The sequence below is a fragment of the Hominenteromicrobium mulieris genome, assembly GCF_046197855.1.
GTDB classification, from domain to species: Bacteria; Bacillota; Clostridia; order Oscillospirales; family Acutalibacteraceae; genus Hominenteromicrobium; species Hominenteromicrobium mulieris.
In genome coordinates, this window is record NZ_CP173188.1 from 646334 (window position 1) to 668154 (window position 21821).

The following is a 21821-nucleotide window of genomic DNA, read 5'->3' on the forward strand; positions in this document are numbered from 1 at the left end:
AAATATAAAAGGTAAGGTAAACTCAAATTGAATGTGCAAAGGCTTACTTCTTTGCGGGCGGCTTGATCTTGCCGATGGCCGTAATGATGATCTCCGCAACCTCGTCAATATCGAATTCGGAAGAATCGATGGTGAGGTGATAATTCGAGAGATCGTCCCAGCGCTTATTCGAGTAGAAGTTGTAGTAATTTGCTCTTTGCTTATCGCGTTTTGTGATAAAATCGGAGACCTTCTTCTCATCGCACAGACCTTTGCTCAAAATGCGCTTGATGCGCGCTTCCTTGTTGGCGTGGATGAAGACGCGGAACACGTTGTCGTACTCGCGCAGGATGTAGTCGCCGCAGCGTCCGATGATGACGCACGGGCCTTTATCCGCAGCCGACTTGATGATGTCGCTTTGAAGAATGAACAGCTTATCGTTGATGGGCATATCGTTGATGCCGGTGATACGGCTTCCGAAGGTGTAGTTTCCCATCACCATGGAATACAAAAGGCTGTTGCCCGCTTTTTCGTCCGCCTTTTCAAAGACTTCCTCGCTCAGCCCGCTCTTTTTTGCCGCCATGGCGATCAGCTGCTTGTCGAGAAGGGGGACATTCAATTTTTCCGCCAGGCGCTCGCCGACCTCGTGGCCGCCGCTTCCGTACTGACGCGCAATGGTAATAATCGGTAACATAGACTCGCCTCCTCGGGTTTCTCAACATAAAGTGTACAAAACACCCGTTCCGCCCATCTCTATGCGATAAAACCGGAAAGGGGATTGTAAAAACACTCTAAAATGATGGAAAATACTTGAATGATTTGTATGTATTTTCTATAAAATATCTTACTCCACTTTTCCCGAAATGTCAACAGGCAATAGAAAAATTTCTTCGTGAAAGAAATAAATCGTGGAAATACTTGAAAACAGGGCCGGATATTTATATAATTTCCACATGGAATAAAAGCGGGAAGGCGCATACGGCATGGCAGTTTTCATTCGGCATTCACCGCTTTTTCACAAAAGTGCGTTATGATACAGGTAAACGGAGCGGAACAGTTAAAAGGAGGCCTTGTCATGTACAGAATTTTAGTCGTGGACGATGAAGCGAAAATTCGCCTGCTCATCCGCAAATACGCGGAGTTTGAGGGGCACGAGGTGACGGAAGCGGAAAACGGCATGGAGGCGGTGCGCCTGTTCCGCAGAACGCCCGATGCGTTCGATATTGTCATCATGGATGTGATGATGCCGGAGCTTGACGGTTTTTCGGCCGTGGCGGAGATTAAGAAGATTGCATCGCCGGCCGTCATCATGCTTTCCGCACGCGGCGAGGAGTATGATAAAATCCATGGCTTTGAACTCGGCGTGGACGATTATGTCGTGAAGCCGTTCTCTCCGAAAGAGCTGATGATGCGCGTTGCCGCTGTGATGAGCCGTGTGCAGCGCACCGCAATACCGAAGCACGAGTTGTTCCGGGCGGAGGGCCTGACAATCGATTTTACCGGACGGATCGTCACGGTGGACGGCGTGCGTGCCGATTTGTCCCCGAAGGAATATGACCTGCTGTTTTACATGGTCAACAACCGCAACATCGCCCTCACACGCGAAATGCTTATCACAAATGTTTGGGGGTATGATTTCTACGGTGACGACCGCACGCTGGATACGCACATCAAGCTGCTGCGCCGCAGCCTCGGCCCGTACAGTAAATTCATTGTGACGCTGCGCGGTGTGGGTTATCGCTTTGAAACGCACGGCGCATAAGGACGGCGGGACTATGGGCGAACAGACAGTAAAGAAGCATAAATTCAAAAAATGGCGCAAGCCGGGCATACGCATGCAGGTCATGCTGGGGTTCGTGCTGTTTACGGCGATTATTGTGACGCTGTTGTGGACATTTCAAATCACACTGCTCAACACATTTTATAAAGCCATCAAGGTCAATGAGGTGCGCAGCGTGGCGAACCGTGTGGTGGCGATGCTGGACGAAAGTGCTTCTGCGAACGATTATTTTGAAGTGACGCGTTCGACGAATATTTCTATCCTCATTTCCAACAGCGACGGCTCAAATGTGTCGTTTTCCCCGGCGGCGCGCGGCGGCGTGCTGGAGCGCTTTGATTACCTCGATTGCAAGCAGCTTTTCACCGAGGTGAAAGCGGCGGGCGGCAGCGTGATGGACGACAACATCACAGACCCGACGAGCACTATAGAACGGCAGGATCGCACGATCATTTACGCGCAGACCGTCACGCTTTCGAGCGGGAACGAGTATCTTGTGCTGCTGTCCTGCGACGTGATCCCGGTTGATTCCACGGTGGAAACGCTGAAAATACAATTGTGGTGTCTGACGGGCGTAATGATCCTGCTTTCGTTCGGGCTGGCACTGTTTATCTCTTCGCGTCTTTCAAAGCCCTTGGAACAGATGAACGAATCTGCAAAGCAGCTGGGCGAGGGAAAATATGACATCCGTTTCCCGGAACAGGGCGTAAGGGAGGTGACGGAGCTTGCCGCGACACTGAACTATGCCGCGGCGGAGCTGAGCAAGGTTGAAGATCTGCGCCGCGAGCTGATCGCCAATGTTTCGCACGATCTGCGCACGCCGCTGACGATGATCTCCGGCTATGCCGAGGTGATGCGCGACATTCCGGGCGAAAACACGCCGGAAAATGTGCAGATCGTCATCGACGAAGCGAACCGCCTGACAGGCATCGTCAACGACCTTTTAGATCTCTCTAAATTACAGGCGGGCGCATTGACGCTGACGGTTTCCGAATTCAATTTGACAGAGGATATCCGCAATACGCTGCACCGCTACGACAAGTTGGCGGATTTCAGCTTCCCGTTCACGTATGACCGCACGGTGTATGTCTGCGCCGATCAGCTGAAAATTTCGCAGGTGCTGTATAACCTTGTGAACAACGCCATTAACTATTCGGGCGGGAACAAGACCGTGTATATCGACCAGACTGTGACGGAAAGCACCGTGCGCGTATCTATTCGCGATACGGGCGAGGGTATACCGGCGGATAAATTGCAGTACATCTGGGATCGCTACTATAAGGTCGATAAGGAGCACAAACGCGCACAGGTCGGCACGGGATTGGGGCTTTCCATCGTGAAGAAAATTCTGGACCTGCACGGCGGGCGGTACGGCGTCGCGAGCGTGGAGGGTAAAGGCAGCACATTCTGGTTTGAACTGCCGGTGCTACGTACGGAATCTTTGATTCTGCCGGAACCGCCGACATTGCCGAAACAAAAAGCTGACGTGGAACGGGGCGAATAAAGTTTTCGCCGGCCTTTTTCAAAAGGCTGCGGAAACCCGGTCAACGGGTTTCCCAAACGGCGTTACGAAACGTCGTCAGAAAGATGTTCACAGTCGGCTGAATTAAACTGAAAACAGTAAGCGTAAACGAACTAAAAGCGTACCCGAAGGTGATTTGGGCGCGCTTTTTTCGCACAGAGAACGAAACACGGAATTCGTATTTGTGAAAGATGTATCAAACTCAAAAGAGGCCCGCGCGGCTTTTGTTTTACTTTCTGAAAAAGCCGTAAATTCCGATATTTTCATATAGAAAAATCGCGAAAATGCTTGATAAAAAGATATCGATATGATAGAATTTATTAGGCTGAGTATGCACCCCGTGAGTGGGGAAAGGGGAAAACTGTGTTTCGCCCCTTTGTTTTCATGTAACTCAGAAGATCTCGCCCGTGGAGGAACATTGTGCTCCCCGTCGGGCACAGCACAGGAAGGGAAGTGATCCGGGACAATGAAAAGCAAAATCACCGTGATTGGTGCCGGTAGCGTAGGCGCAACCATTGCATATACGCTTTCCAACGAAGACATCGCAACGGAGATTGTCCTGATCGACATCAACAAGCAAAAGGCAGAGGGCGAAGTGATGGATATCATTCAGGGCACCTGCTTCCGCGACCCGATTTCCATTAAATCGGGAGATTACGAGGATGCAAAGGACTCCAACATCGTCATCATTACGTCCGGCGTGGCCAGAAAACCCGGTCAGTCGCGCCTTGAATTGACGCAGACGAATGTCGACATCATCAAAAGCATTGCACCGAACATCGCAAAGGCCGCACCGAACGCGCTGTACATCATCGTCAGCAATCCGGTGGACATCATCACCTACGTGTTCATGAAAATCTCCGGCATCCCGGAAAACCAGATCATCGGCTCCGGCACCGCGCTGGATACCGCGCGTCTGCGTTTCGGACTTGCCAGCCACTTTAACATTGCGCAGAAGAACATTCATGCCTATGTTTTCGGTGAACACGGTGACTCTTCCTTTATCCCGTGGTCGTGCGCAGAGGTTTCCGGTGCGAAACTGGACGACTATGTGGAGCTGATGCATGCCCTGCCCGTGGACAAGGACGCCATGGCGGAGTATGTACATAAATCCGGCGGCGAGATCATCAAGAACAAGGGCGCCACGTTCTACGCGGTCACGGTTTCCGTGTGCAGATTGTGCAGCATGCTGCTTTCCGCATACAATTCCATCGTGACCGTTTCCACCATGATGCACGGTGAATACGGGTTAGAGGACGTGTGCATCAGCACACTCGCCATTGTGGGCCCGAACGGCGTGCAGGGCAAGCTGCCTGTGAAGCTGACGGAGGACGAAATGCAAAAGCTCCACGCTTCCGCAGACAAGCTGAAAGAAACCATCGGTCAAATTTATTTTGAAGCATAACCCAAAATCAATTTATAGAAAGGATGACAGGAGTAGCTATGAAGTACAGCTATTATCCGGGATGTACCTTGAGAACGAAGGCAAAGGATCTTGACGCCTATGCCAGAGCTTCCGCAAAGGCGCTCGGATTTGAATTGGAAGAAATCGAAAACTGGCAGTGCTGCGGCGGTGTCTACCCGCTCGGGTCCGACGAGATCGCAACAAAACTTTCCTCCGTCCGCGCTTTGAACGAAGCGAAGGAAAAGGGCCAGGACCTCGTGACGCTTTGCTCCGCATGTCATCATGTCATCAAAAGAGTCAACGACGACATGAGAAACGTGGAGGACATCCGCACGAGAGCCAACAACTACATGCAGCTTGACGAGCCCTATGCCGGCGAGACGAATGTGCTGCATTACCTTGAAGTTCTGCGCGACCGCGTGGGCTTTGACGAACTGAAGAAAAAGGTCGTCAACCCGTTAAAGGGCAGAAAGATCGGCGCATATTACGGCTGCCTGCTGCTCAGACCGAGCACCGTGCTGGCCTTTGACGATCCGGAGAACCCGCAGATCATTGAAGACTTCATTCGTGCCATCGGCGCAGAGCCGGTCGTATATCCGTACCGCAACGAGTGCTGCGGCGGCTATATCTCCCTTAAAGAAAAAGAAATGAGCGGCCGTATGAGCTGCAATATCGTAGACAGCGCAGCCGGTGCAGGCGCGGAAATGCTCATCACGGCATGTCCACTCTGCATGTATAATCTCAACAAGAGCGGCAGCGGCAAGATCCCGGTGTATTACTTCACCGAGCTTCTCGCAGAGGCCCTTGGCGTGAAAGAGGAGGCGTTAAAGTGAGCATCAGCAAACAGGCGGAGCAGATCCGCGAGATCAGCGGCGTCAACCCCTACAAGTGCATGAAGTGCGGCAAATGTTCCGCATCCTGCCCGTCGTTCAACGAAATGGACATTAAGCCTCACCAGTTCGTTTCCTATGTGCTGAATGACGACATTGAGTCCCTTGTGAATTCCAAGTCCCTTTGGAAGTGCCTTTCCTGCTTTGCCTGCATTGAGCGCTGCCCGAGAGACGTTAAGCCCGGCAAGCTCATCGATGCGGCAAGACAGCTTGTCGTGCGCCAGCGCGGTGAAGCATACCTTACGCCGGACGAGATCCCGGAGCTTTTGGATCCGGATCTGCCCCAGCAGCTCCTTGTGAGCGCGTTCAGAAGATACAGGAGGTGATAGCGTGCAGAGAATTGGTGTATTTGTGTGCCATTGCGGCAGCAACATCGCAGCTACGGTAGATGTAAAGAAAGTCGTAGAAATGGTCAGTCATGAACCGGGTGTCGTGCACGCGGAAGATTATCAGTACATGTGCTCCGAGGTCGGCCAAGCGAAGATCATCGAAGCCATCCGCGAAAAACACCTGACCGGTCTTGTGGTTTGTTCCTGCTCCCCGCGTATGCACGAGACGACTTTCCGCAAAACGGCGGAAAGAGCCGGCCTCAACCCGTACATGGTCGAGATTGCAAACATCCGTGAGCACTGCTCCTGGATCCACAAGAACATGGAAGAAGCGACCGAAAAGGCCGTCATCCTTGCCAGAGCGGCTATCGCAAAGGTCAATCTTGACGCGCCGCTGTTTCCGGGCGAAAGCCGCGTAACAAAGCGCGCACTTGTCATCGGCGGCGGTATTGCAGGCATTCAGACTGCGCTCGACATTGCAGACGCAGGCTATGAAGTCGATATCGTTGAGAAGACCCCCAGCATCGGCGGCCGTATGAGCCAGCTCGATAAGACGTTCCCGACGCTCGACTGCTCCGCATGTATTTTGACCCCGAAAATGGTGGAGGCTTCCGCAAACGAGAAGATTCATCTGTATACATACAGCGAAGTGGAGAAGGTCTCCGGCTTCGTGGGCGATTTCACCGTGGACATCCGCAAGAAGGCGCGCAGCGTCGATATGTCTAAGTGCACCGGTTGCGGCGTCTGCCAGGAGAAATGTCCTTCCAGAAAGACCCCGAGCGAATTCAACCGCGGCTTGAACACGAGAAGCGCTATTTATACCCCGTTCGCACAGGCAATCCCGAACGTCCCGGTCATCGACCGTGAAGCTTGCATCAAGTTCAAGACCGGCAAGTGCGGCCTGTGCCAGAAGGTTTGTCAGGCGGGCGCCATCGATTACGAGCAGAAGGATGAAATCGTCACCGAGAAGTACGGCGCTATCGTTGTCGCTACCGGCTTCGATACCATCAAGCTCGATAAGTACGACGAGTACGCATACAGCCAGAGCAAGGATGTCATCACATCCCTCGAGCTCGAGCGCATCATGAACGCGGCAGGCCCCACGAAGGGTCATCTGGAGCGCCTTTCCGACGGCAAGCACCCGAAGAATATGGTGTTCATCCAGTGTGTAGGCAGCCGCTGCTCCGATAAGCGCGGTAAGAGCTACTGCTCCAAGATTTGCTGCATGTACACGGCAAAGCACGCCATGTTGATCCGTGATAAATACCCGGATGTCAACGTAACGGTGTTCTACATCGACGTGCGTACCCCCGGTAAGAACTTCGATGAGTTCTACCGTCGCGCCGTGGAAGATTACGGCGTAAACTACATCAAGGGTCAGGTCGGCAAGGTCATGCCGCAGCCGAACGGCCAGCTGCTTGTGCAGGGCGTTGACCTGCTCGACAACAAGCAGATCCTGATGGAAGCGGATATGGTCGTCCTCGCAACGGCGATTGAGCCGAACGCGGACGTGCGCCGCATTGCGACCATGCTGACCGCCAGCATCGATACCAATAACTTCCTCACCGAGGCTCACGCAAAGCTGCGCCCGGTCGAGTCCCCGACGGCGGGCGTATTCCTCTCCGGCGTATGCCAGGGCCCGAAGGATATTCCGGAAACGGTTGCGCAGGCAGGCGCGGCGGCTGTTAAGGCCATCGGTCTGCTCGCGAAGGATAAGCTGATGACGAACCCGTGCACCGCTAAGAGCGACGAGCTGCTCTGCAACGGCTGCTCGCAGTGCGCAAACGTCTGCCCCTACGGCGCAATCAGCTATGAGACAAAGCTCATCAACGACCACGGCATCCGTGAAGATCGCCGCGTAGCCGTTGTCAACAGTGCGCTGTGCCAGGGCTGCGGTGCCTGCACCGTTACCTGCCCGTCCGGCGCAATGGATCTGCAGGGCTTTGCAAACAGACAGATTCTTGCGGAGGTGGATGCAATATGTCGATAACAGCAAACGAAGAGTTCAAGCCGAAGATCGTTGCGTTCTGCTGCAACTGGTGCAGCTACGCCGGCGCAGACCTTGCAGGCAGCAGCCGCTTGGTTTATCCGGCAGACGTTAAGATCATCCGCGTGCCGTGCTCCTGCCGTGTGAACCCCATGTTCATCCTGCATGCTTTTGAAAAGGGCGCAGACGGCGTTATCCTGTGCGGCTGCCACCCGGGCGACTGCCATTACAGCACCGGCAACTACTATGCCAGAAGAAGAATGGCGCTTCTGTTCTCTATGCTCGATTACATCGGCGTGGAGCACGGACGCACCCGTGTGGAATGGGTCTCCGCAGCAGAGGGCGTAAAGTTCTCCCAGACCATGAATGAGTTCGTGGCGAAGATTACTTCGCTCGGCAAGAACGTCAGACTGGAGGATTTGAGATGCAGGAAATGATCAACCGCGCAAAAGAGCTGCTCAGCGATGGCACCGTAAACCGTGTGCTCGGCTGGCGTCGTGGCGATATGTCCTATAACCCGGAGCCGTCTTACTTTGAGACGGCGGAGGATCTGGACGCAAACTTCGTCTACAACGGCTTCTGCGGCGCGAACCTCAGTAAATATATGATCGAGGGCTCGAAGCTTGAGGGCAAGACGCTTGTCTTCCTGAAGCCCTGCGATTCTTACAGCTTCAACCAGCTCATAGCAGAGCACCGCGTAGACCGTGATAAGGCTTACATTATCGGTGTCGGCTGCATGGGCAAGCTCAGCTTCGAGAAGATCAAGGAGCAGGGCGTTAAGGGCATCACGAACATCACGATCGATGATGCAAACGAGAACATCACCGTGGAGACGCTCTACGGCGAAAAGACGCTCGCCTATAAGGATTGCATGCTGGAGCGCTGCCATGTCTGCAAGGGCAAGGAGCACCAGATTTTCGACGAGACCATCGGCGAGAGCCGCGACACAAAGGACGCAGACCGCTTTGCAGAGGTCGAGAAGATCGAAGCCATGAGCCCGGAAGAAAAGTTCGCTTTCTTCCAGAATGAGCTCAGCCGCTGCATCCGCTGCAACGCCTGCCGCAATGTGTGTCCGGCGTGCAGCTGCCGCAAGTGCGTCTTCGACAGCACGAAGTTTGACAGCGCACAGAAGGCGAACGTGGACTCCTTTGAGGAGAGAATGTTCCACATCATCCGTGCATTCCACGTTGCCGGCCGCTGCACAGACTGCGGCGAGTGCAGCCGCGTATGTCCGCAGGGCATTCCGCTGCATCTCTTCAACCGCAAGTTCATCAAGGATATCGACGAATTTTACGGTGAGTTCCAGGCCGGTGTCGATCCGGAGGCAAAGAGCCCGCTGACGAGCTTTACCTTCAACGACGTAGAGCCGGGCGTTACCGGGGGAAGGAGATAAGCCATGTTCAAGATTGCAAAAAGTAAGCTGCCCGAGCTGCTGAAAGCGATCGCGGCACAGCAGGAGCTGTTCCTGCCGGTGAACAACAACGGTCAGGTCAACTTCGCCGCGTGGTTTGAAGGCTGCAATGCAGACATTGAAACACTTAAGACGGTGAAATCTCCGAAAGATATGTTTTTCCCGCAGAGCGAGACACTTTACACGGTCAAAAAAGAACAGCACAAGCTCTCTGTTGAGCCGCAGACGCTTGCAGATCAGAACTTCGTCGCGTTCGGCATGAAGGCCTGCGACATTCAGGGCATTAAGGTCCTCGATAAGGTCTTCCTCGCTGAGCCGGTCGATACGTTCTACCGCGCAAGACGCGAGCACGGCACCATCGTGGCGCTTGCCTGCCACGAGCCGGAGGAGTCCTGCTTCTGTAAGGTTTTCGGCGTTGACTGCGCTGAGCCGGACGCCGATGTCGTCATGTGGAACGCAAACGACACGCTCTACTGGAAAGCTGTAACGGACAAGGGCACTGCCCTCACCGAAGCGCTCTCCGGCGTGCTCGAAAATGCCGACGCAGCAGACGAAAAGGCCGTGGAGACCGAACAGGAGAACATCCGCGCAATCGTAGAGAAGCTGCCGTACACGAACCTCTCTCTCGAGGGTTGGAACGGCAACGTCACCGAAGAAAAATTCAACTCCCCCGTTTGGGAGAAGCTTTATAAGCCGTGCCTTGCGTGCGGCACCTGCACCTTTGTGTGCCCCACCTGCCAGTGCTATGATATCAAGGACTACGACACGGGCCACGGCATTCAGCGTTATCGCTGCTGGGACTCCTGCATGTACTCCGACTTTACGATGATGGCGCACGGCAACAACAGAACGAGCCAGATGCAGCGCTTCCGTCAGCGTTTCATGCATAAGCTCGTGTACTTCCCGGCGAATAACGACGGCATGTATTCCTGCGTAGGCTGCGGCCGCTGCGTGGAAAAGTGCCCGTCCTCGCTCAATATCGTGAAGGTCATCAAGGCGTTTGAAAAGGAGGCTGCAAACCATGAGTGATACCTGTCATTGCCATGATAACTATGTAAAAGACGTTCTGATCCCGCAGGTCGGCGTCATCACGGACATCCGTGAGGAGACCCCGGACGTCAAGACGTTCCGCGTCAATGCGCCGGAGGGCGGCAAGCTCTTCGAGCATATGCCCGGCCAGTGCGCTATGCTGTGCGCACCGGGCGTCAGCGAGGGTATGTTCTCCATCACCTCTTCGCCGACGAACAAAGAATACCAGGAATTCAGCATCAAGAAGTGCGGTCAGCTTACAGACTACCTGCACAGCCTTGAGGTGGGCGATGAGATTACCGTGCGCGGCCCGTACGGCAACCATTTCCCGGTAGAAGACAAATTAAAGGGCAAGAACCTGCTCTTTATCGCCGGCGGCATCGGTCTTGCACCGTTGCGTTCTGTCATCAACTACGTGCTCGACAACCGCAGTGATTACGGCACCGTAGATATTCTGTACGGTTCCCGTTCCAAGGACGACCTTGTACAGCTGAAGGAAATTCAGGACGTATGGATGAAGACGGAAGGCGTGAACGTATATCTCACGATCGACCGCGAGCAGGAGGGCTGGGACGGCCACGTCGGCTTTGTTCCGGCATACCTCAAGGAGCTCGGCTTCGATACAAACAAAACGGCGCTGCTTTGCGGACCTCCGATCATGATCAAATTCTGCTTAGCATCGCTGATTGAAATGGGCTTCTCGAAAGAACAGGTCTACACCACGCTGGAGCTGCGCATGAAGTGCGGCATCGGCAAGTGCGGCCGCTGCAACATCGGTTCCAAGTACGTCTGCAAGGACGGCCCGGTGTTCCGCTGCGACGAGATCGACGAGCTGCCGAACGAGTATTAAGAAAGGGGTTGGCGTAACATGGAAAATATGGTAAATGTATATTTTTTCGGTAAGAAGTACAGCGTCCCCGCAGACCTCACGATTATGACCGCTATGGAGTATGCCGGTTATACGCTGAAAAGAGGCTGCGGCTGCCGTCACGGTTTCTGCGGCGCCTGCGCAACTATCTACCGCATTAAGGGTGTGAACGAGCTGAAGACCTGCCTTGCCTGCCAGACACAGGTGCAGGAGGGCATGTATGTTGCAAGCATTCCGTTCTTCCCCACAGACAAGCGTACTTATGACATCAACGAGATCAAGCCGAACCAGCAGATCATGATGGAGCTTTATCCGGAAATTTACAGCTGCATCGGCTGCAACGCCTGCACAAAGGCCTGCACGCAGAACCTGAACGTTATGCAGTACATTGCATACGCACAGCGCGGCGAGCTTGAAAAGTGCGCGGAAGAGTCCTTCGACTGCGTAAGCTGCGGCTGCTGCACCGTCAGATGTCCCGCGGGCATCTCTCACCCGATGGTCGGCCTGCTGGCAAGACGTCTCACCGGCAAGTACATCGAGCCGGAGAGCAAGCACCTGACAAAGCGTGTTGAAGAGATCCACGAGGGTGCATACGACGAGCTGATTGAGCAGATCATGCAGAAGCCGATCACCGAGATGCAGGAGCTCTATAACAACAGAGAGATCGAGAAATAAGGAGGGTATAGCCATGTTTACACCGGAAATGCTTGCCTCTGTCAAAAAAGTAGAGGCAACCAGACAGGAACGCCTGGGCATGGAACCCAGACGTATGACCGCAGAAGAAAAGGATGCCCTTCTGAAGGCGTACCATCCTGATTACAGAGAAGACGGCTTCGATACCATTAAGATCGGCCCGAACAAGGGTGAGAAGGTACCGAAGGAGCTTGGTCACCTGCTGCACTCCAACAGCCGTTTGCTCCACCACCCGATCGATCTGACGAAGATCGATTACGACACCGACGTGCTCATCATCGGCGGCGGCGGCGCAGGTGCTTCCGCAGCTATTGAGGCGGACAACGCAGGTGCGAAGGTCATGATCGTGACAAAGCTGCGCATCGGCGATGCGAACACGATGATGGCAGAAGGCGGCATTCAGGCTGCCGATAAAGAGAACGATTCCCCGGTTCAGCATTACCTCGACGCGTTCGGCGGCGGCCACTTCGCTGCTCGCCCGGAACTGCTGCGCCGCCTTGTTATGGAAGCTCCGGACGCCATCAAGTGGCTGAATGAGCTCGGCGTTATGTTCGATAAGACCGAAGACGGCACCATGATCACCACCCACGGCGGCGGCACCTCCAGAAAGAGAATGCACGCTTGCAAGGACTACTCCGGTGCAGAGATCATGCGTACCCTGCGCGACGAAGTTATTAACCGCGGCATCCCGGTCGTTGAGTTTACCTCTGCTGTTGAGCTCATCAAGGACGAAAAGGGTCAGGTAGCGGGCGCTGTTCTCCTCAACATGGAGACCGGCGACTACATGGTCGCACGTGCAAAGACCGTCATCATCGCCACCGGCGGTGCGGGACGTCTGCACTACCAGAACTTCCCGACCTCCAACCATTACGGCGCAACGGCCGACGGCCTTGTGCTCGGCTACCGTGCAGGCGCTCCGCTGCTGTATCAGGATACCATTCAGTATCACCCGACCGGCGTTGCGTTCCCGGCACAGATCTACGGCGCACTCGTAACGGAGAAGGTTCGTTCCCTCGGTGCAATGCTCGTCAACGTAGATGGTGAAGCGTTCATGCATCCGCTGGAGACCCGCGACGTTGCTGCGGCTTCCATCATCCGTGAGTGCACAGACCGCCACAAGGGCGTTACCACCCCGCTGGGCTCCGGCGTTTGGCTCGACACCCCGATGATCGAGCAGATCGGCGGCGAGGGCACCATTGAGAAGCGTATCCCGGCTATGCTGCGCATGTACCTGAACTATGACATCGATATGCGCAAGAGCCCGATTCTCGTTTACCCGACGCTCCACTACCAGAACGGCGGCCTCGAGATTGGCGGAGACGGATTCACAAAGGCTATCGGTAACCTGCTTGTTGCAGGCGAGGCTGTCGGCGGCATTCACGGCCGCAACCGTCTGATGGGCAACTCCCTGCTCGACATCATCGTATTTGGCCGCAACGCCGGTAAGGCTGCTGCCGCAAAGGCGAAGGAGACCGAGCTCGGCACCCTTACCCTCAAGCATATTGAGGACTATGCAGAAGAGCTGAAGAGCGCAGGCATCGAATCCGAGGATGTTTCCCCGCTGCTGCTGCCGCATTACGCTCGTCACGAGAGATAATTTTTTCCGGAAAGGAATGGATAGATCCATGCGTGAAATTGAAGTCAGCCAGATCACAGACATTGTTGAGAAGCTGTGCATCGCGGCAAACGAGCACCTGCCGGAGGACGTAAAGTGCGCCATCCGCTCTTGCCGCGCCTGCGAAGACGGCCAGATCGCACAGGGTATTCTGGACAACATCATCGAAAATTTTGAAATTGCAGATAACGAGTGCGTTCCGATCTGCCAGGATACCGGCATGGCCTGCGTATTCCTTGAGATCGGCCAGGACGTGCACTTCGTCGGCGGCGACCTTACGGAAGCCGTAAACGAGGGCGTGCGCCGCGGTTACGACAAGGGCTATCTGAGAAAGTCCGTTGTTAAGGACCCGGTTCGCCGCGGCAACACCGGCGACAACACCCCGGCTATGCTGTACACCGAGATCGTCCCGGGCGACAAGGTGAAGATCACCGTTGGCCCGAAGGGCTTCGGCAGCGAAAACATGAGCCAGATCCGTATGTTCAAGCCGTCCGCCGGCTTGCAGGGTATCAAGGACTTTATCCTTGAGGTCGTAGAGACCGCAGGTCCGAACCCGTGCCCGCCGATGGTCGTCGGCGTAGGCATCGGCGGCACGTTTGATAAAGCAGCGCTGCTTGCAAAGAAGGCGCTCATGCGCCCGCTTGATTCCGAGAACCCGGACCCGTTCTATGCAGACCTTGAGAAAGAGATGCTCGAAAAGGTCAATCAGCTCGGCATCGGCCCGCAGGGCTTCGGCGGCAAGACGACGGCCATCGGCCTCAACATCGAGACCATGCCGACTCATATTGCCGGCATGCCGTGCGCTGTCAACATCAACTGCCATGTAACGCGTCATAAGACGGAGGTGCTGTAAAATGGAAAAGCGTATTACACTGCCTTTGACTGCGGAGCTCGCAAAGACGCTCCATGCCGGTGACAGAGTTCTGCTGACCGGTACCATCTATACTTCCCGCGATGCCGGCCACAAGAGAATGTGCGAGGCACTTGCACGCGGCGAGAAGATCCCGTTCGATCCTACGGACGCTACGATCTACTACGTAGGCCCGACCCCAGCAAAGCCGGGTCATGTCATCGGTTCTGCAGGTCCTACCACCAGCGGCCGTATGGACGCGTATGCCCCGACCATGATGTCCGTGGGCGCACGCGGCATGATCGGTAAGGGTGCTCGTCTGCCGGAAGTCGTAGAAGCCATGAAGAAGTATAACGGCGTTTACTTCGGTGCCATCGGCGGCGCAGGCGCGCTGCTCGCTAAGTGCATCAAGAAGGCAGAGCTCATCGCGTATGAGGATCTCGGCGCCGAGGCACTGCGCAAGCTGTATGTAGAGGACATGCCGCTCGTCGTCATCATCGACAGCGAAGGCAACAACCTTTACGAAGAAGGCCGCGCGGAGTACCTTGCAGAGCACAAGGCACATGAAGCGGAAAAGAACGCTTAAGTTGTAAAAATAACAGGAGCGGAGCTATGGGTTAGGTTCCGCTCTTGCTTATATTAAACAGGATGTGCCGTGCACAGCTTTCAGATTTTTTTGCACAGTGCATTCCGAAAATTTAGTTTAAGGGGAATAAACGCATGACACCTGAAATGATTGCTGAAATACTGGAAACCGTAATGATCCTTGCATTCGGTCTTTCCTGGCCGCTTTCCATTTACAAATCCGTAAAGTCCAGAACCGCTAAGGGCAAGAGCCTGCAGTTTGAGATCTTCATCTGGCTCGGCTACATCGCCGGCATTGTGATGAAGTGCATCCAGTTCTTTGTCATCGGCAAGAGCGGCCCGATCTTCGTTTTGAGCTGGGTCTTCTATTGCCTGAACTTCATCGAAATCACCATCGATATGCTTCTCTACTTCCGCAACGTGAAGCTCGATAAAGAGAACGAGGGTAAGTAATTTCACATGTGTCCGAAACGGCAGCCTGCGGGCTGCCGTTTTTGCGTTGCATCAAAAAAAGACGGACACCGAATGCCCGGTGTCCGTCTGCGTTTATTAAGCTAAAATTACAGCATAAGGTCGCGAATGTACTTAATGGTGTACTTAACGCCCTTCTCGCCTTTTTCGCCCTGCCAAGTCATGGAGTGCGGTTCGATCGCGAGGTAGCCGTCATAATCGTGCTGATACAGTACCGCGAAGAATGCGCGCCAGTTGATGGAATCGATGCCTGCCGGCGGGTTGTCGTAGTAACGTCTGTCTGCCGCAAAGTCGCCCATCAGCTCGTCCTTGAGCTCCGGGTGACGAACCATCAACTCGCGGTTTTTCCACTCTGACGGCTCGTGAGAGTCGCCGTACTGGATAACGCCCTTTACGTGGCAATATACGAACTTGTCGCCCCATTCCATGCCTTCCTTGAGGTATGCGCCCTTGTCGCCGCCATGTACGAAGCTGTGGGACGGATCATACTTGATGCCAAGGCCAGGAACTTCGTCCAGAACAAGCTTCCACTGCTCCGGCGTGCGAATGTAGTTGCCGCCCATCATGCAGTTGACAATGCCGCACTTCATGCCGTTTTCCTTTGCGTAGGAAACGATCTGGTTCAGAACCTTAATAGCCGCGGTGATGTTCTTGTAGTAGGAAAGCTGCGGAACATACGCAACGCTGCACAGATAGTGCTTTGCGCCGAGTGCTGCGCCGAAATCGATGGCTTTCTTCACTTCGCTCCACTCCGCTTCGATCACGTCGCCGTTCTCGTCCAGAATATGGCTTGCCCAGCGGCCTACCGCGCCGACTTCAACGCCGGTCTCTTCAATGGCCTTTTTGATCTCGTCCTGGTTCTTGACGACCTCGTCCAGCGGACGACCGAAAAATTCAGTCGGGTTCAGGTCAAACTCAACGAAGTCGAGTCCGAGTTCTTTTGCGTGTACCAGTGTTTTGGCTTCCGGTGCACCGATAATACCGAGTTTCATAGTGATTCATCCTCCAATAAGAATTAAAAAATAACTTGATCGGCAAACACTGCCGATTTTTACCATGTTACGCCGAGCACGTGCAAGTCGCGGTCAGTCTGTTCCTTGTTTTCTACCGTGATGGCGTGCAGACCAAATTCCCGCGCAGCTTCGGTGTTTTTCGCGTTATCATCGAGGAAAACGGCGTTTTCCGGCGTGATGTCGAAGCGCTCGCACAGTGTTTCGTAAATTTTCCTGTCCGGCTTTACAAGCTTTACCTCATACGAAATGAGTGCGCCGTCCGCATACGGCAGGAAATCAAACGTGTCTTTCACACGGTTAAAGCCGAATTCGCTGAAGTTTGAAAGTATGTAGACCTTGTAGCCTTTCTTTTTCAAATTGCGCACCCAGTCCGCCGCGTAAGGGTACACGGTGACAAGCTCGTGGCTGTCGTGAACAATGCGCCTGATTTGCTCCGGGTAGTCCGGCGCGTTTTTCGTCAACAGCGCGACAACTTCTTCCTCTGTCAGCACGCCGCGGTCGATCTCTGCCCATTCGGGACTCATCACGGTTGCGTTTGCAAGTGTATCGACAAGATCTTCGCCGAACCACTCCACAAAGCTGTTGTGCCAGTGCCATTCGGTCAGCACATTTCCAATATCAAAAATAACGGTATCAATCATAAAAAATCTTCTTCGCCTCAAACACGGCTTTTCCTTTGTGATGATTTGTGTTATAATAGAGACGGAATTTCAGGTAAAATTCACATTCTTTTGTTTATTATACCATGAAAAACTCAAAATTGCAATGCCTTTTTGACGGAATACACATACGCATTTAAGGAAAGTTGCCGTGTGTAAAGTCGGGCGTCTATACGGAAAGGATAGCTTTCACAAATTTGAAAGCCGGGGAAAACAGCATGACAAATTACGCAGCCGCGCTGGCGGCGCAGTTTCACTTAAAAGAACAGCAAACGGCAAAGCTCATTGAGCTCATCGACGCAGGCAACACCATCCCGTTTATCGCGCGGTACAGAAAAGAGGAGCACGGATCGCTCGATGACCAGACCATCCGCACGGTGTACGCGCGCCTGCAGTACCTGCGCAATCTTGATACGCGCAAGGCGGAAGTGCGCGAGCTTATCGAGGGCACGGGAAATTTGACACCCGAAATTGAAAAAAGCCTTATAAATGCGGCAACGCTGGCAGAGATCGACGATATTTACCGCCCGTTCCGCCCAAAGCGCAAAACGCGTGCCGGCATGGCAAAGGAGCGCGGCTTAGAGCCGCTTGCAAAGAAAATTCTGGCGCAGGAAAAGGGTGTTGACCCGATGAAGCTCGCCGAGGGTTACGTCAACGCAGAAAATGGTGTTAATACGTCGGAAGACGCACTGAACGGCGCGAAGGACATCATCGCGGAGACAATTTCCGACGACGCCGTTATGCGCCGCCGCCTGCGCATGGCTGCCATGGCGCAGGGCGTCATCACGAGCCGCGCCGCAAAGGACGAGGATTCCGTGTATCGCATGTATTATGAATTCTCTCAGCCGGCGGCAAAAATCGCAGGCCACCGCGTTCTGGCGCTGGACCGCGGCGAGCGCGAGGGCCTTTTAAAAGTTTCGCTTGAAATGGATGACGTGCGCGGGCAGGCAATCTTGACCTCCGCTTACGTAAAGGGCAATTCCGCGTGCAGCGAAGTCGTACGCGAAGCCGCAGTTGACGCATACGGCCGTCTCATTTTCCCGTCTATCGAGCGGGAAATTCGTGCGGAGCTGACCGAAAAAGCGTGCGACAACGCCATTAAGGTGTTCTCCGTAAACCTCCGTCAGCTTTTGATGCAGCCGCCCGTCAAAGGCCGCGTGACCATCGGCCTTGACCCCGGCTACCGCACGGGCTGCAAGGTCGCCGTTGTCGATGCCACGGGCAAGGTACTCGACACCGGCGTCATTTATCCCACGCACAGTGAGGCACGCGTGCGCGAAGCCAAACAGACGCTCGTAAGGCTTATCAAAAAGTATGGCGTCACACTCATCGCTATCGGCAACGGCACGGCGTCGAAGGAAACGGAGATCTTCACCGACGAAACGCTGCGCGAAAATCATCTTGATATCGATTACATGGTTGTCAGCGAGGCGGGCGCGTCGGTCTATTCCGCGTCGAAGCTTGCGGCGGCAGAGTACCCGGAGTACGACCTGACGCTGCGCAGCGCCGTTTCCATCGCGCACCGCTTGCAGGATCCGCTTGCAGAGCTCGTGAAGATTGACCCGAAGGCCATCGGTGTGGGGCAGTATCAGCACGATATGCCCGCAAAGCGTCTGGATGAAGCGCTCGGCGGCGTAGTCGAAGCCTGCGTGAATGCGGTCGGTGTTGACCTCAACACGGCATCACCGTCGCTGCTCGAAAACATCGCGGGCATTTCCTCCGCCGTGGCGAAGAACATCGTCGCGTATCGGCAGGAAAACGGCGCGTTCACAACGCGCACGCAGATCAAAAAAGTGCCGAAGCTCGGGCCGAAAGCGTTCGAGCAGTGCGCAGGTTTTCTGCGTGTGCCGGAAAGCAAGAATATCTTAGACCACACCGGTGTGCATCCGGAATCGTATGATGCGGCAGGCACTTTACTCACCGCCTGCGGCTATGACCTCAAAAAAGCGCCGGAGGGCGGTTTTAAGGGACTCAAGGAGGAAGCGGAAAAGCTGGGCATCGCAAAGCTCGCCGTGCAGTGCGGTGTAGGCGAGCCGACGTTAAAAGACATCATCGCGGAGCTGGAAAAGCCCGGCCGCGACCCGCGTGACGAGTTGCCCAGTCCCATCCTGCGCAGCGACATCAAGGACATGAAGGACTTGAAGCCCGGCATGGAAATGCGCGGCACGGTGCGCAACGTCATCGATTTCGGTGCATTCGTCGATATCGGTGTGCATCAGGACGGCCTTGTGCACATCACGCAGATCTCTGATAAATTCGTGCGTCACCCGTCCGATGTTTTGAAGGTTGGCGACATTGTGACCGTGTGGGTGCTTGCCGTAGACGTTGCGCGCGGTCGTATTTCCCTCACGATGAAAAAGCCGAAAGAGCAGCAAAATTAAAAAATCGCGGACAGCTTTGCGCTTTTTGTCCGTGAACGGTTGACACGAAGGCCCGGACGCGGTAAACTTGTTTTCGGCAAAACACAGAAAACATGGGGGCGAAAGAGGAAATAAGATGACAGAAGAACGCAGTGAAAGTGCAGCGGGGCTTTCCTTTAAAATGGGGGAGGCGCTGCTCAGAAACGGCGCGGAGATTTTTCGCGTGCAGGAGACCATGGAGCGCGTGGCGCGCGCCTACGACATAGAAGAATACGACGTGTACGTGCTTTCCAACGCAATCTTTGCAAACGCGGTGGAAAACGGAGAGAAGATCGACACAAAACTGAAATTCGTGCCCGGATCCACCATTCATTTCGGGCGCATTGTGGGCATCAACCAGCTTTCACGCGAGATTGTCGCGGGCAAAGTCTCGGTAGAGGAAGCCTATGCGCGCTTGCACGAGATCGTTTCCATTCCGTATACGCACCCCATTCGGCTCGACCTTGCGTGTGCCGTAGGCAGCGCGTGCTTCAGCTACCTGTTTGGCGGCACCGTGTTCGACGCCGCTGCGGCGTTCATCTGCGGCTTTGTTTTGCAGGTGTTCCTAAACGCCATCGATAGCCGCACGGCCTCTAAATTCATCATCAATCTGGCGTCAAGCGCTGTTGTGGCGGTTTGCGCCGTGCTGCTGTTTACCGTGGGGCTCGGCGACAGCTTAGATAAGATTATCATCGGCTCCATCATTCGTCTTGTGCCCGGCGTGGCGCTGACGACCTCCATCCGCGACTTTTTAAACGGCGATTATCTGAGTGGAACCATCCGCATAATCGACGCATTTCTGGTCGGCGGGTGCATCGCCATCGGCGTCGGTGCCGTGGTGATGACCTACATCAGCCTGACAGGAGGTGCGCCGCTCTTATGACACCGGAAGCTGTTTTCGATTGGGCAATCCAGACCGCGGTGGCGTTTGTGGCAACCATCGCGTTCTCCATCATTTTCCATACCCCGCGCGAGCAATACGTCTGCGCCGGGCTTGTCGGCGCATTTAGCTGGCTTATTTATATCGTCTATGTATATTTTACGGGCGATGTTGTGTTCGCGTCGTTTTTTGCGGCGCTCGGCCTCACCTATTTGGCGCGTGTATTCTCGTTTGCGCGCAAAGCGCCGCTGCCCGTGTTCCTCATCGCCGGAATTTTTCCCGTTGTGCCCGGCGCCGGTATTTATTATACGGGCTATCACATTTTCATGAACAACAACGTAGAGGCGATGTCCAAGGGCGTAGAGACCATTAAAATCGCCATTGCCATTGCGCTCGGCATCGGCATCGTCGTCTCACTGCCGCGCTTTTTCTTCACACTGCGCCGGAAAGGAAGCACCACTTGAAACAGGTCACCATCGCTCAAAACGACGCCAACCAGCGCGTCGATAAATTCCTCACAAAAACATACCCTAACCTGCCGCAGTCTATGCTGTATAAGGCTATCCGCAAAAAGGACATCAAGGTAAACGGCAAGCGCTGCGAGATTTCCACGCGATTGCAGGAGGGCGACGTGCTGACGATGTACTTGAAAGACGAGTTCTTCGCGCAGGCGCCGAAGGAATACGATTTTCTGAAAGCCCCGCTGAAGCTCAACATCATCTATGAAGACGAGAACATCATGATCCTCGATAAAAAGCCGGGGCTCATCGTGCACCCGGACGAGCACTATCATTTTGATTCGCTCATCGCGCGCGTGCAGCACTATCTTTACGAAAACGGGGAGTATGACCCGGAAGCGGAAAATTCTTTCGCCCCGGCGCTCATCAACCGCATAGACCGCAACACAGGCGGCATCGTTATGGCGGCCAAAAATGCTGAGACACTGCGTATCATGAACCAAAAGGTTAAGGACCGTGAGATGGATAAGCTCTATCTCTGCGTTGTGTGCGGCGTGCCGAAGAAGAAAACGGATATTTTAACGGGCTATCTTGAGAAAAACGAGAGCCAGAACCGCGTGTATATCTCGAATAAAAAAACGCCCGAAAGCCGCAGCATCAGGACAAAATACACGGTGCTTGAGACCCGCCGCGATTTCAGCTTGCTCGAGGTGGAGCTGCTCACCGGCCGCACGCACCAGATCCGCGCGCACATGGCGTCCATCGGCCACCCGCTTGCGGGCGACGGCAAATACGGCAAAAACGTGCAGAACAAAAAGACGGGCTTCCCGTATCAGGCGCTTTATTCCTATAAGCTTATCTTCCGCTTTACGACCGAGGCCGGCATGTTAAGCTACCTCGACGGCCGCGAGTTCACGGCACAGGACGTCTGGTTCCTCGATGAATTCCGCGCGTTTCCAAAGTAATTCAAATCCCAATAGAACAGAAACGCTCCCGTTTCC

Annotated in this window: 22 protein-coding genes; 19 read left to right on the top strand and 3 right to left on the bottom strand. The window is 54.4% G+C overall.

All coding sequences use genetic code 11. The features are described from left to right. Positions 1–43: 43 nt before the first annotated feature. On the bottom strand, positions 44–673 hold the full coding sequence (locus ACI0CA_RS03105) for a cytidylate kinase-like family protein (RefSeq protein ID WP_176820939.1): 630 nt from the start codon (positions 671–673) through the stop codon (positions 44–46). Between the two features lie 381 nt (positions 674–1054). On the opposite strand from ACI0CA_RS03105, the gene ACI0CA_RS03110 reads away from it, so the two are divergent. From ACI0CA_RS03110 to ACI0CA_RS03180, 15 genes are all read left to right on the top strand, one after another. Beyond that, complete coding sequence (locus ACI0CA_RS03110) at positions 1055–1741, top strand: response regulator transcription factor (RefSeq protein ID WP_308449325.1); 687 nt, start codon at positions 1055–1057, stop codon at positions 1739–1741. Between the two features lie 13 nt (positions 1742–1754). Continuing rightward, positions 1755–3260 carry a HAMP domain-containing sensor histidine kinase gene (locus tag ACI0CA_RS03115; RefSeq protein WP_308449324.1) on the top strand — a complete coding sequence of 502 codons (1506 nt, stop codon included), beginning with the start codon at positions 1755–1757 and terminating at the stop codon, positions 3258–3260. 484 nt (positions 3261–3744) lie between these two features. Next, entirely contained in the window at positions 3745–4683 is a 939-nt protein-coding gene (locus ACI0CA_RS03120) for an L-lactate dehydrogenase (protein WP_308449323.1), read from the top strand. A gap of 38 nt (positions 4684–4721) precedes the next feature. Next, positions 4722–5516 carry a CoB--CoM heterodisulfide reductase iron-sulfur subunit B family protein gene (locus ACI0CA_RS03125; protein WP_308449396.1) on the top strand — a complete coding sequence of 265 codons (795 nt, stop codon included), beginning with the start codon at positions 4722–4724 and terminating at the stop codon, positions 5514–5516. After that, the gene (locus tag ACI0CA_RS03130) at positions 5513–5899 is read left to right on the top strand and encodes a 4Fe-4S dicluster domain-containing protein (RefSeq protein WP_308449322.1); all 387 of its coding nucleotides are present in this window, start codon (positions 5513–5515) and stop codon (positions 5897–5899) included. Before ACI0CA_RS03125 ends, ACI0CA_RS03130 begins: the two co-directional genes overlap by 4 nt. 4 nt (positions 5900–5903) lie before the next feature. Further along, positions 5904–7892 (top strand): 4Fe-4S binding protein, encoded by a 1989-nt coding sequence (locus tag ACI0CA_RS03135; protein ID WP_176820942.1) that lies wholly within the window; start codon positions 5904–5906, stop codon positions 7890–7892. Next, positions 7883–8326 (top strand): hydrogenase iron-sulfur subunit, encoded by a 444-nt coding sequence (locus ACI0CA_RS03140; RefSeq protein WP_308449320.1) that lies wholly within the window; start codon positions 7883–7885, stop codon positions 8324–8326. The genes ACI0CA_RS03135 and ACI0CA_RS03140 overlap by 10 nt, the downstream gene beginning before the upstream one ends. Further along, a complete protein-coding gene (locus ACI0CA_RS03145; protein ID WP_176820944.1) occupies positions 8314–9282 on the top strand; it encodes a 4Fe-4S dicluster domain-containing protein in 969 nt (322 codons plus the stop codon). Before ACI0CA_RS03140 ends, ACI0CA_RS03145 begins: the two co-directional genes overlap by 13 nt. 3 nt (positions 9283–9285) lie before the next feature. Further along, positions 9286–10329, top strand: a complete 1044-nt coding sequence (locus tag ACI0CA_RS03150; RefSeq protein WP_308449319.1) for a 4Fe-4S dicluster domain-containing protein — start codon at positions 9286–9288, stop codon at positions 10327–10329. Then, complete coding sequence (locus tag ACI0CA_RS03155) at positions 10322–11179, top strand: FAD/NAD(P)-binding protein (protein ID WP_176820946.1); 858 nt, start codon at positions 10322–10324, stop codon at positions 11177–11179. The genes ACI0CA_RS03150 and ACI0CA_RS03155 overlap by 8 nt, the downstream gene beginning before the upstream one ends. 18 nt (positions 11180–11197) lie before the next feature. Continuing rightward, entirely contained in the window at positions 11198–11872 is a 675-nt protein-coding gene (locus tag ACI0CA_RS03160; RefSeq protein WP_176820947.1) for a 4Fe-4S dicluster domain-containing protein, read from the top strand. Between the two features lie 13 nt (positions 11873–11885). Further along, on the top strand, positions 11886–13487 hold the full coding sequence (locus ACI0CA_RS03165) for an FAD-dependent oxidoreductase (protein ID WP_446806560.1): 1602 nt from the start codon (positions 11886–11888) through the stop codon (positions 13485–13487). Positions 13488–13515: 28 nt separating this feature from the next. Then, complete coding sequence (locus ACI0CA_RS03170; RefSeq protein ID WP_176820949.1) at positions 13516–14358, top strand: fumarate hydratase; 843 nt, start codon at positions 13516–13518, stop codon at positions 14356–14358. Position 14359: 1 nt separating this feature from the next. Continuing rightward, positions 14360–14941, top strand: coding sequence for a Fe-S-containing hydro-lyase (locus tag ACI0CA_RS03175; RefSeq protein ID WP_176820950.1), 582 nt, complete (start codon positions 14360–14362; stop codon positions 14939–14941). Between the two features lie 146 nt (positions 14942–15087). Further along, complete coding sequence (locus ACI0CA_RS03180) at positions 15088–15393, top strand: hypothetical protein (protein ID WP_176820974.1); 306 nt, start codon at positions 15088–15090, stop codon at positions 15391–15393. Between the two features lie 107 nt (positions 15394–15500). Here ACI0CA_RS03180 and ACI0CA_RS03185 read toward each other — a convergent pair whose 3' ends face one another. Together ACI0CA_RS03185 and ACI0CA_RS03190 are read right to left on the bottom strand one after the other, a co-directional pair. Continuing rightward, positions 15501–16403, bottom strand: coding sequence for a sugar phosphate isomerase/epimerase family protein (locus ACI0CA_RS03185; protein WP_176820951.1), 903 nt, complete (start codon positions 16401–16403; stop codon positions 15501–15503). A 59-nt stretch (positions 16404–16462) separates the two neighbouring features. Beyond that, positions 16463–17065: an HAD family hydrolase gene (locus ACI0CA_RS03190; protein ID WP_308449316.1), complete on the bottom strand. Its 603-nt coding sequence runs from the start codon at positions 17063–17065 to the stop codon at positions 16463–16465. A 236-nt stretch (positions 17066–17301) separates the two neighbouring features. Here ACI0CA_RS03190 and ACI0CA_RS03195 point away from each other — a divergent pair, with 236 nt between their 5' ends. The 4 genes from ACI0CA_RS03195 to ACI0CA_RS03210 all read left to right on the top strand — a co-directional run bounded on the left by ACI0CA_RS03195 (position 17302) and on the right by ACI0CA_RS03210 (position 21785). Continuing rightward, complete coding sequence (locus ACI0CA_RS03195) at positions 17302–19464, top strand: Tex family protein (protein ID WP_446806559.1); 2163 nt, start codon at positions 17302–17304, stop codon at positions 19462–19464. 115 nt (positions 19465–19579) lie between these two features. Then, entirely contained in the window at positions 19580–20365 is a 786-nt protein-coding gene (locus tag ACI0CA_RS03200) for a threonine/serine exporter family protein (protein WP_308449314.1), read from the top strand. Beyond that, entirely contained in the window at positions 20362–20826 is a 465-nt protein-coding gene (locus tag ACI0CA_RS03205) for a threonine/serine exporter family protein (RefSeq protein ID WP_308449313.1), read from the top strand. Before ACI0CA_RS03200 ends, ACI0CA_RS03205 begins: the two co-directional genes overlap by 4 nt. Then, complete coding sequence (locus ACI0CA_RS03210) at positions 20823–21785, top strand: RluA family pseudouridine synthase (RefSeq protein ID WP_176820956.1); 963 nt, start codon at positions 20823–20825, stop codon at positions 21783–21785. The genes ACI0CA_RS03205 and ACI0CA_RS03210 overlap by 4 nt, the downstream gene beginning before the upstream one ends. Positions 21786–21821 lie beyond the last annotated feature (36 nt).

What these genes read in the sequence shown, in the direction of transcription:
- ACI0CA_RS03125 (WP_308449396.1), top strand. Translation starts at nt 4,722, where the DNA reads ATGAAGTACAGCTATTATCCGGGATGTACCTTGAGAACGAAGGCAAAG.
- ACI0CA_RS03160 (WP_176820947.1), top strand. Translation starts at nt 11,198, where the DNA reads ATGGAAAATATGGTAAATGTATATTTTTTCGGTAAGAAGTACAGCGTC.
- ACI0CA_RS03105 (WP_176820939.1), bottom strand. Translation starts at nt 673, where the DNA reads ATGTTACCGATTATTACCATTGCGCGTCAGTACGGAAGCGGCGGCCAC.
- ACI0CA_RS03180 (WP_176820974.1), top strand. Translation starts at nt 15,088, where the DNA reads ATGATTGCTGAAATACTGGAAACCGTAATGATCCTTGCATTCGGTCTT.
- ACI0CA_RS03155 (WP_176820946.1), top strand. Translation starts at nt 10,322, where the DNA reads ATGAGTGATACCTGTCATTGCCATGATAACTATGTAAAAGACGTTCTG.
- ACI0CA_RS03120 (WP_308449323.1), top strand. Translation starts at nt 3,745, where the DNA reads ATGAAAAGCAAAATCACCGTGATTGGTGCCGGTAGCGTAGGCGCAACC.
- ACI0CA_RS03115 (WP_308449324.1), top strand. Translation starts at nt 1,755, where the DNA reads ATGGGCGAACAGACAGTAAAGAAGCATAAATTCAAAAAATGGCGCAAG.
- ACI0CA_RS03140 (WP_308449320.1), top strand. Translation starts at nt 7,883, where the DNA reads ATGTCGATAACAGCAAACGAAGAGTTCAAGCCGAAGATCGTTGCGTTC.
- ACI0CA_RS03145 (WP_176820944.1), top strand. Translation starts at nt 8,314, where the DNA reads ATGCAGGAAATGATCAACCGCGCAAAAGAGCTGCTCAGCGATGGCACC.
- ACI0CA_RS03165 (WP_446806560.1), top strand. Translation starts at nt 11,886, where the DNA reads ATGTTTACACCGGAAATGCTTGCCTCTGTCAAAAAAGTAGAGGCAACC.
- ACI0CA_RS03170 (WP_176820949.1), top strand. Translation starts at nt 13,516, where the DNA reads ATGCGTGAAATTGAAGTCAGCCAGATCACAGACATTGTTGAGAAGCTG.
- ACI0CA_RS03185 (WP_176820951.1), bottom strand. Translation starts at nt 16,403, where the DNA reads ATGAAACTCGGTATTATCGGTGCACCGGAAGCCAAAACACTGGTACAC.
- ACI0CA_RS03175 (WP_176820950.1), top strand. Translation starts at nt 14,360, where the DNA reads ATGGAAAAGCGTATTACACTGCCTTTGACTGCGGAGCTCGCAAAGACG.
- ACI0CA_RS03195 (WP_446806559.1), top strand. Translation starts at nt 17,302, where the DNA reads ATGACAAATTACGCAGCCGCGCTGGCGGCGCAGTTTCACTTAAAAGAA.
- ACI0CA_RS03200 (WP_308449314.1), top strand. Translation starts at nt 19,580, where the DNA reads ATGACAGAAGAACGCAGTGAAAGTGCAGCGGGGCTTTCCTTTAAAATG.
- ACI0CA_RS03205 (WP_308449313.1), top strand. Translation starts at nt 20,362, where the DNA reads ATGACACCGGAAGCTGTTTTCGATTGGGCAATCCAGACCGCGGTGGCG.
- ACI0CA_RS03110 (WP_308449325.1), top strand. Translation starts at nt 1,055, where the DNA reads ATGTACAGAATTTTAGTCGTGGACGATGAAGCGAAAATTCGCCTGCTC.
- ACI0CA_RS03150 (WP_308449319.1), top strand. Translation starts at nt 9,286, where the DNA reads ATGTTCAAGATTGCAAAAAGTAAGCTGCCCGAGCTGCTGAAAGCGATC.
- ACI0CA_RS03190 (WP_308449316.1), bottom strand. Translation starts at nt 17,065, where the DNA reads ATGATTGATACCGTTATTTTTGATATTGGAAATGTGCTGACCGAATGG.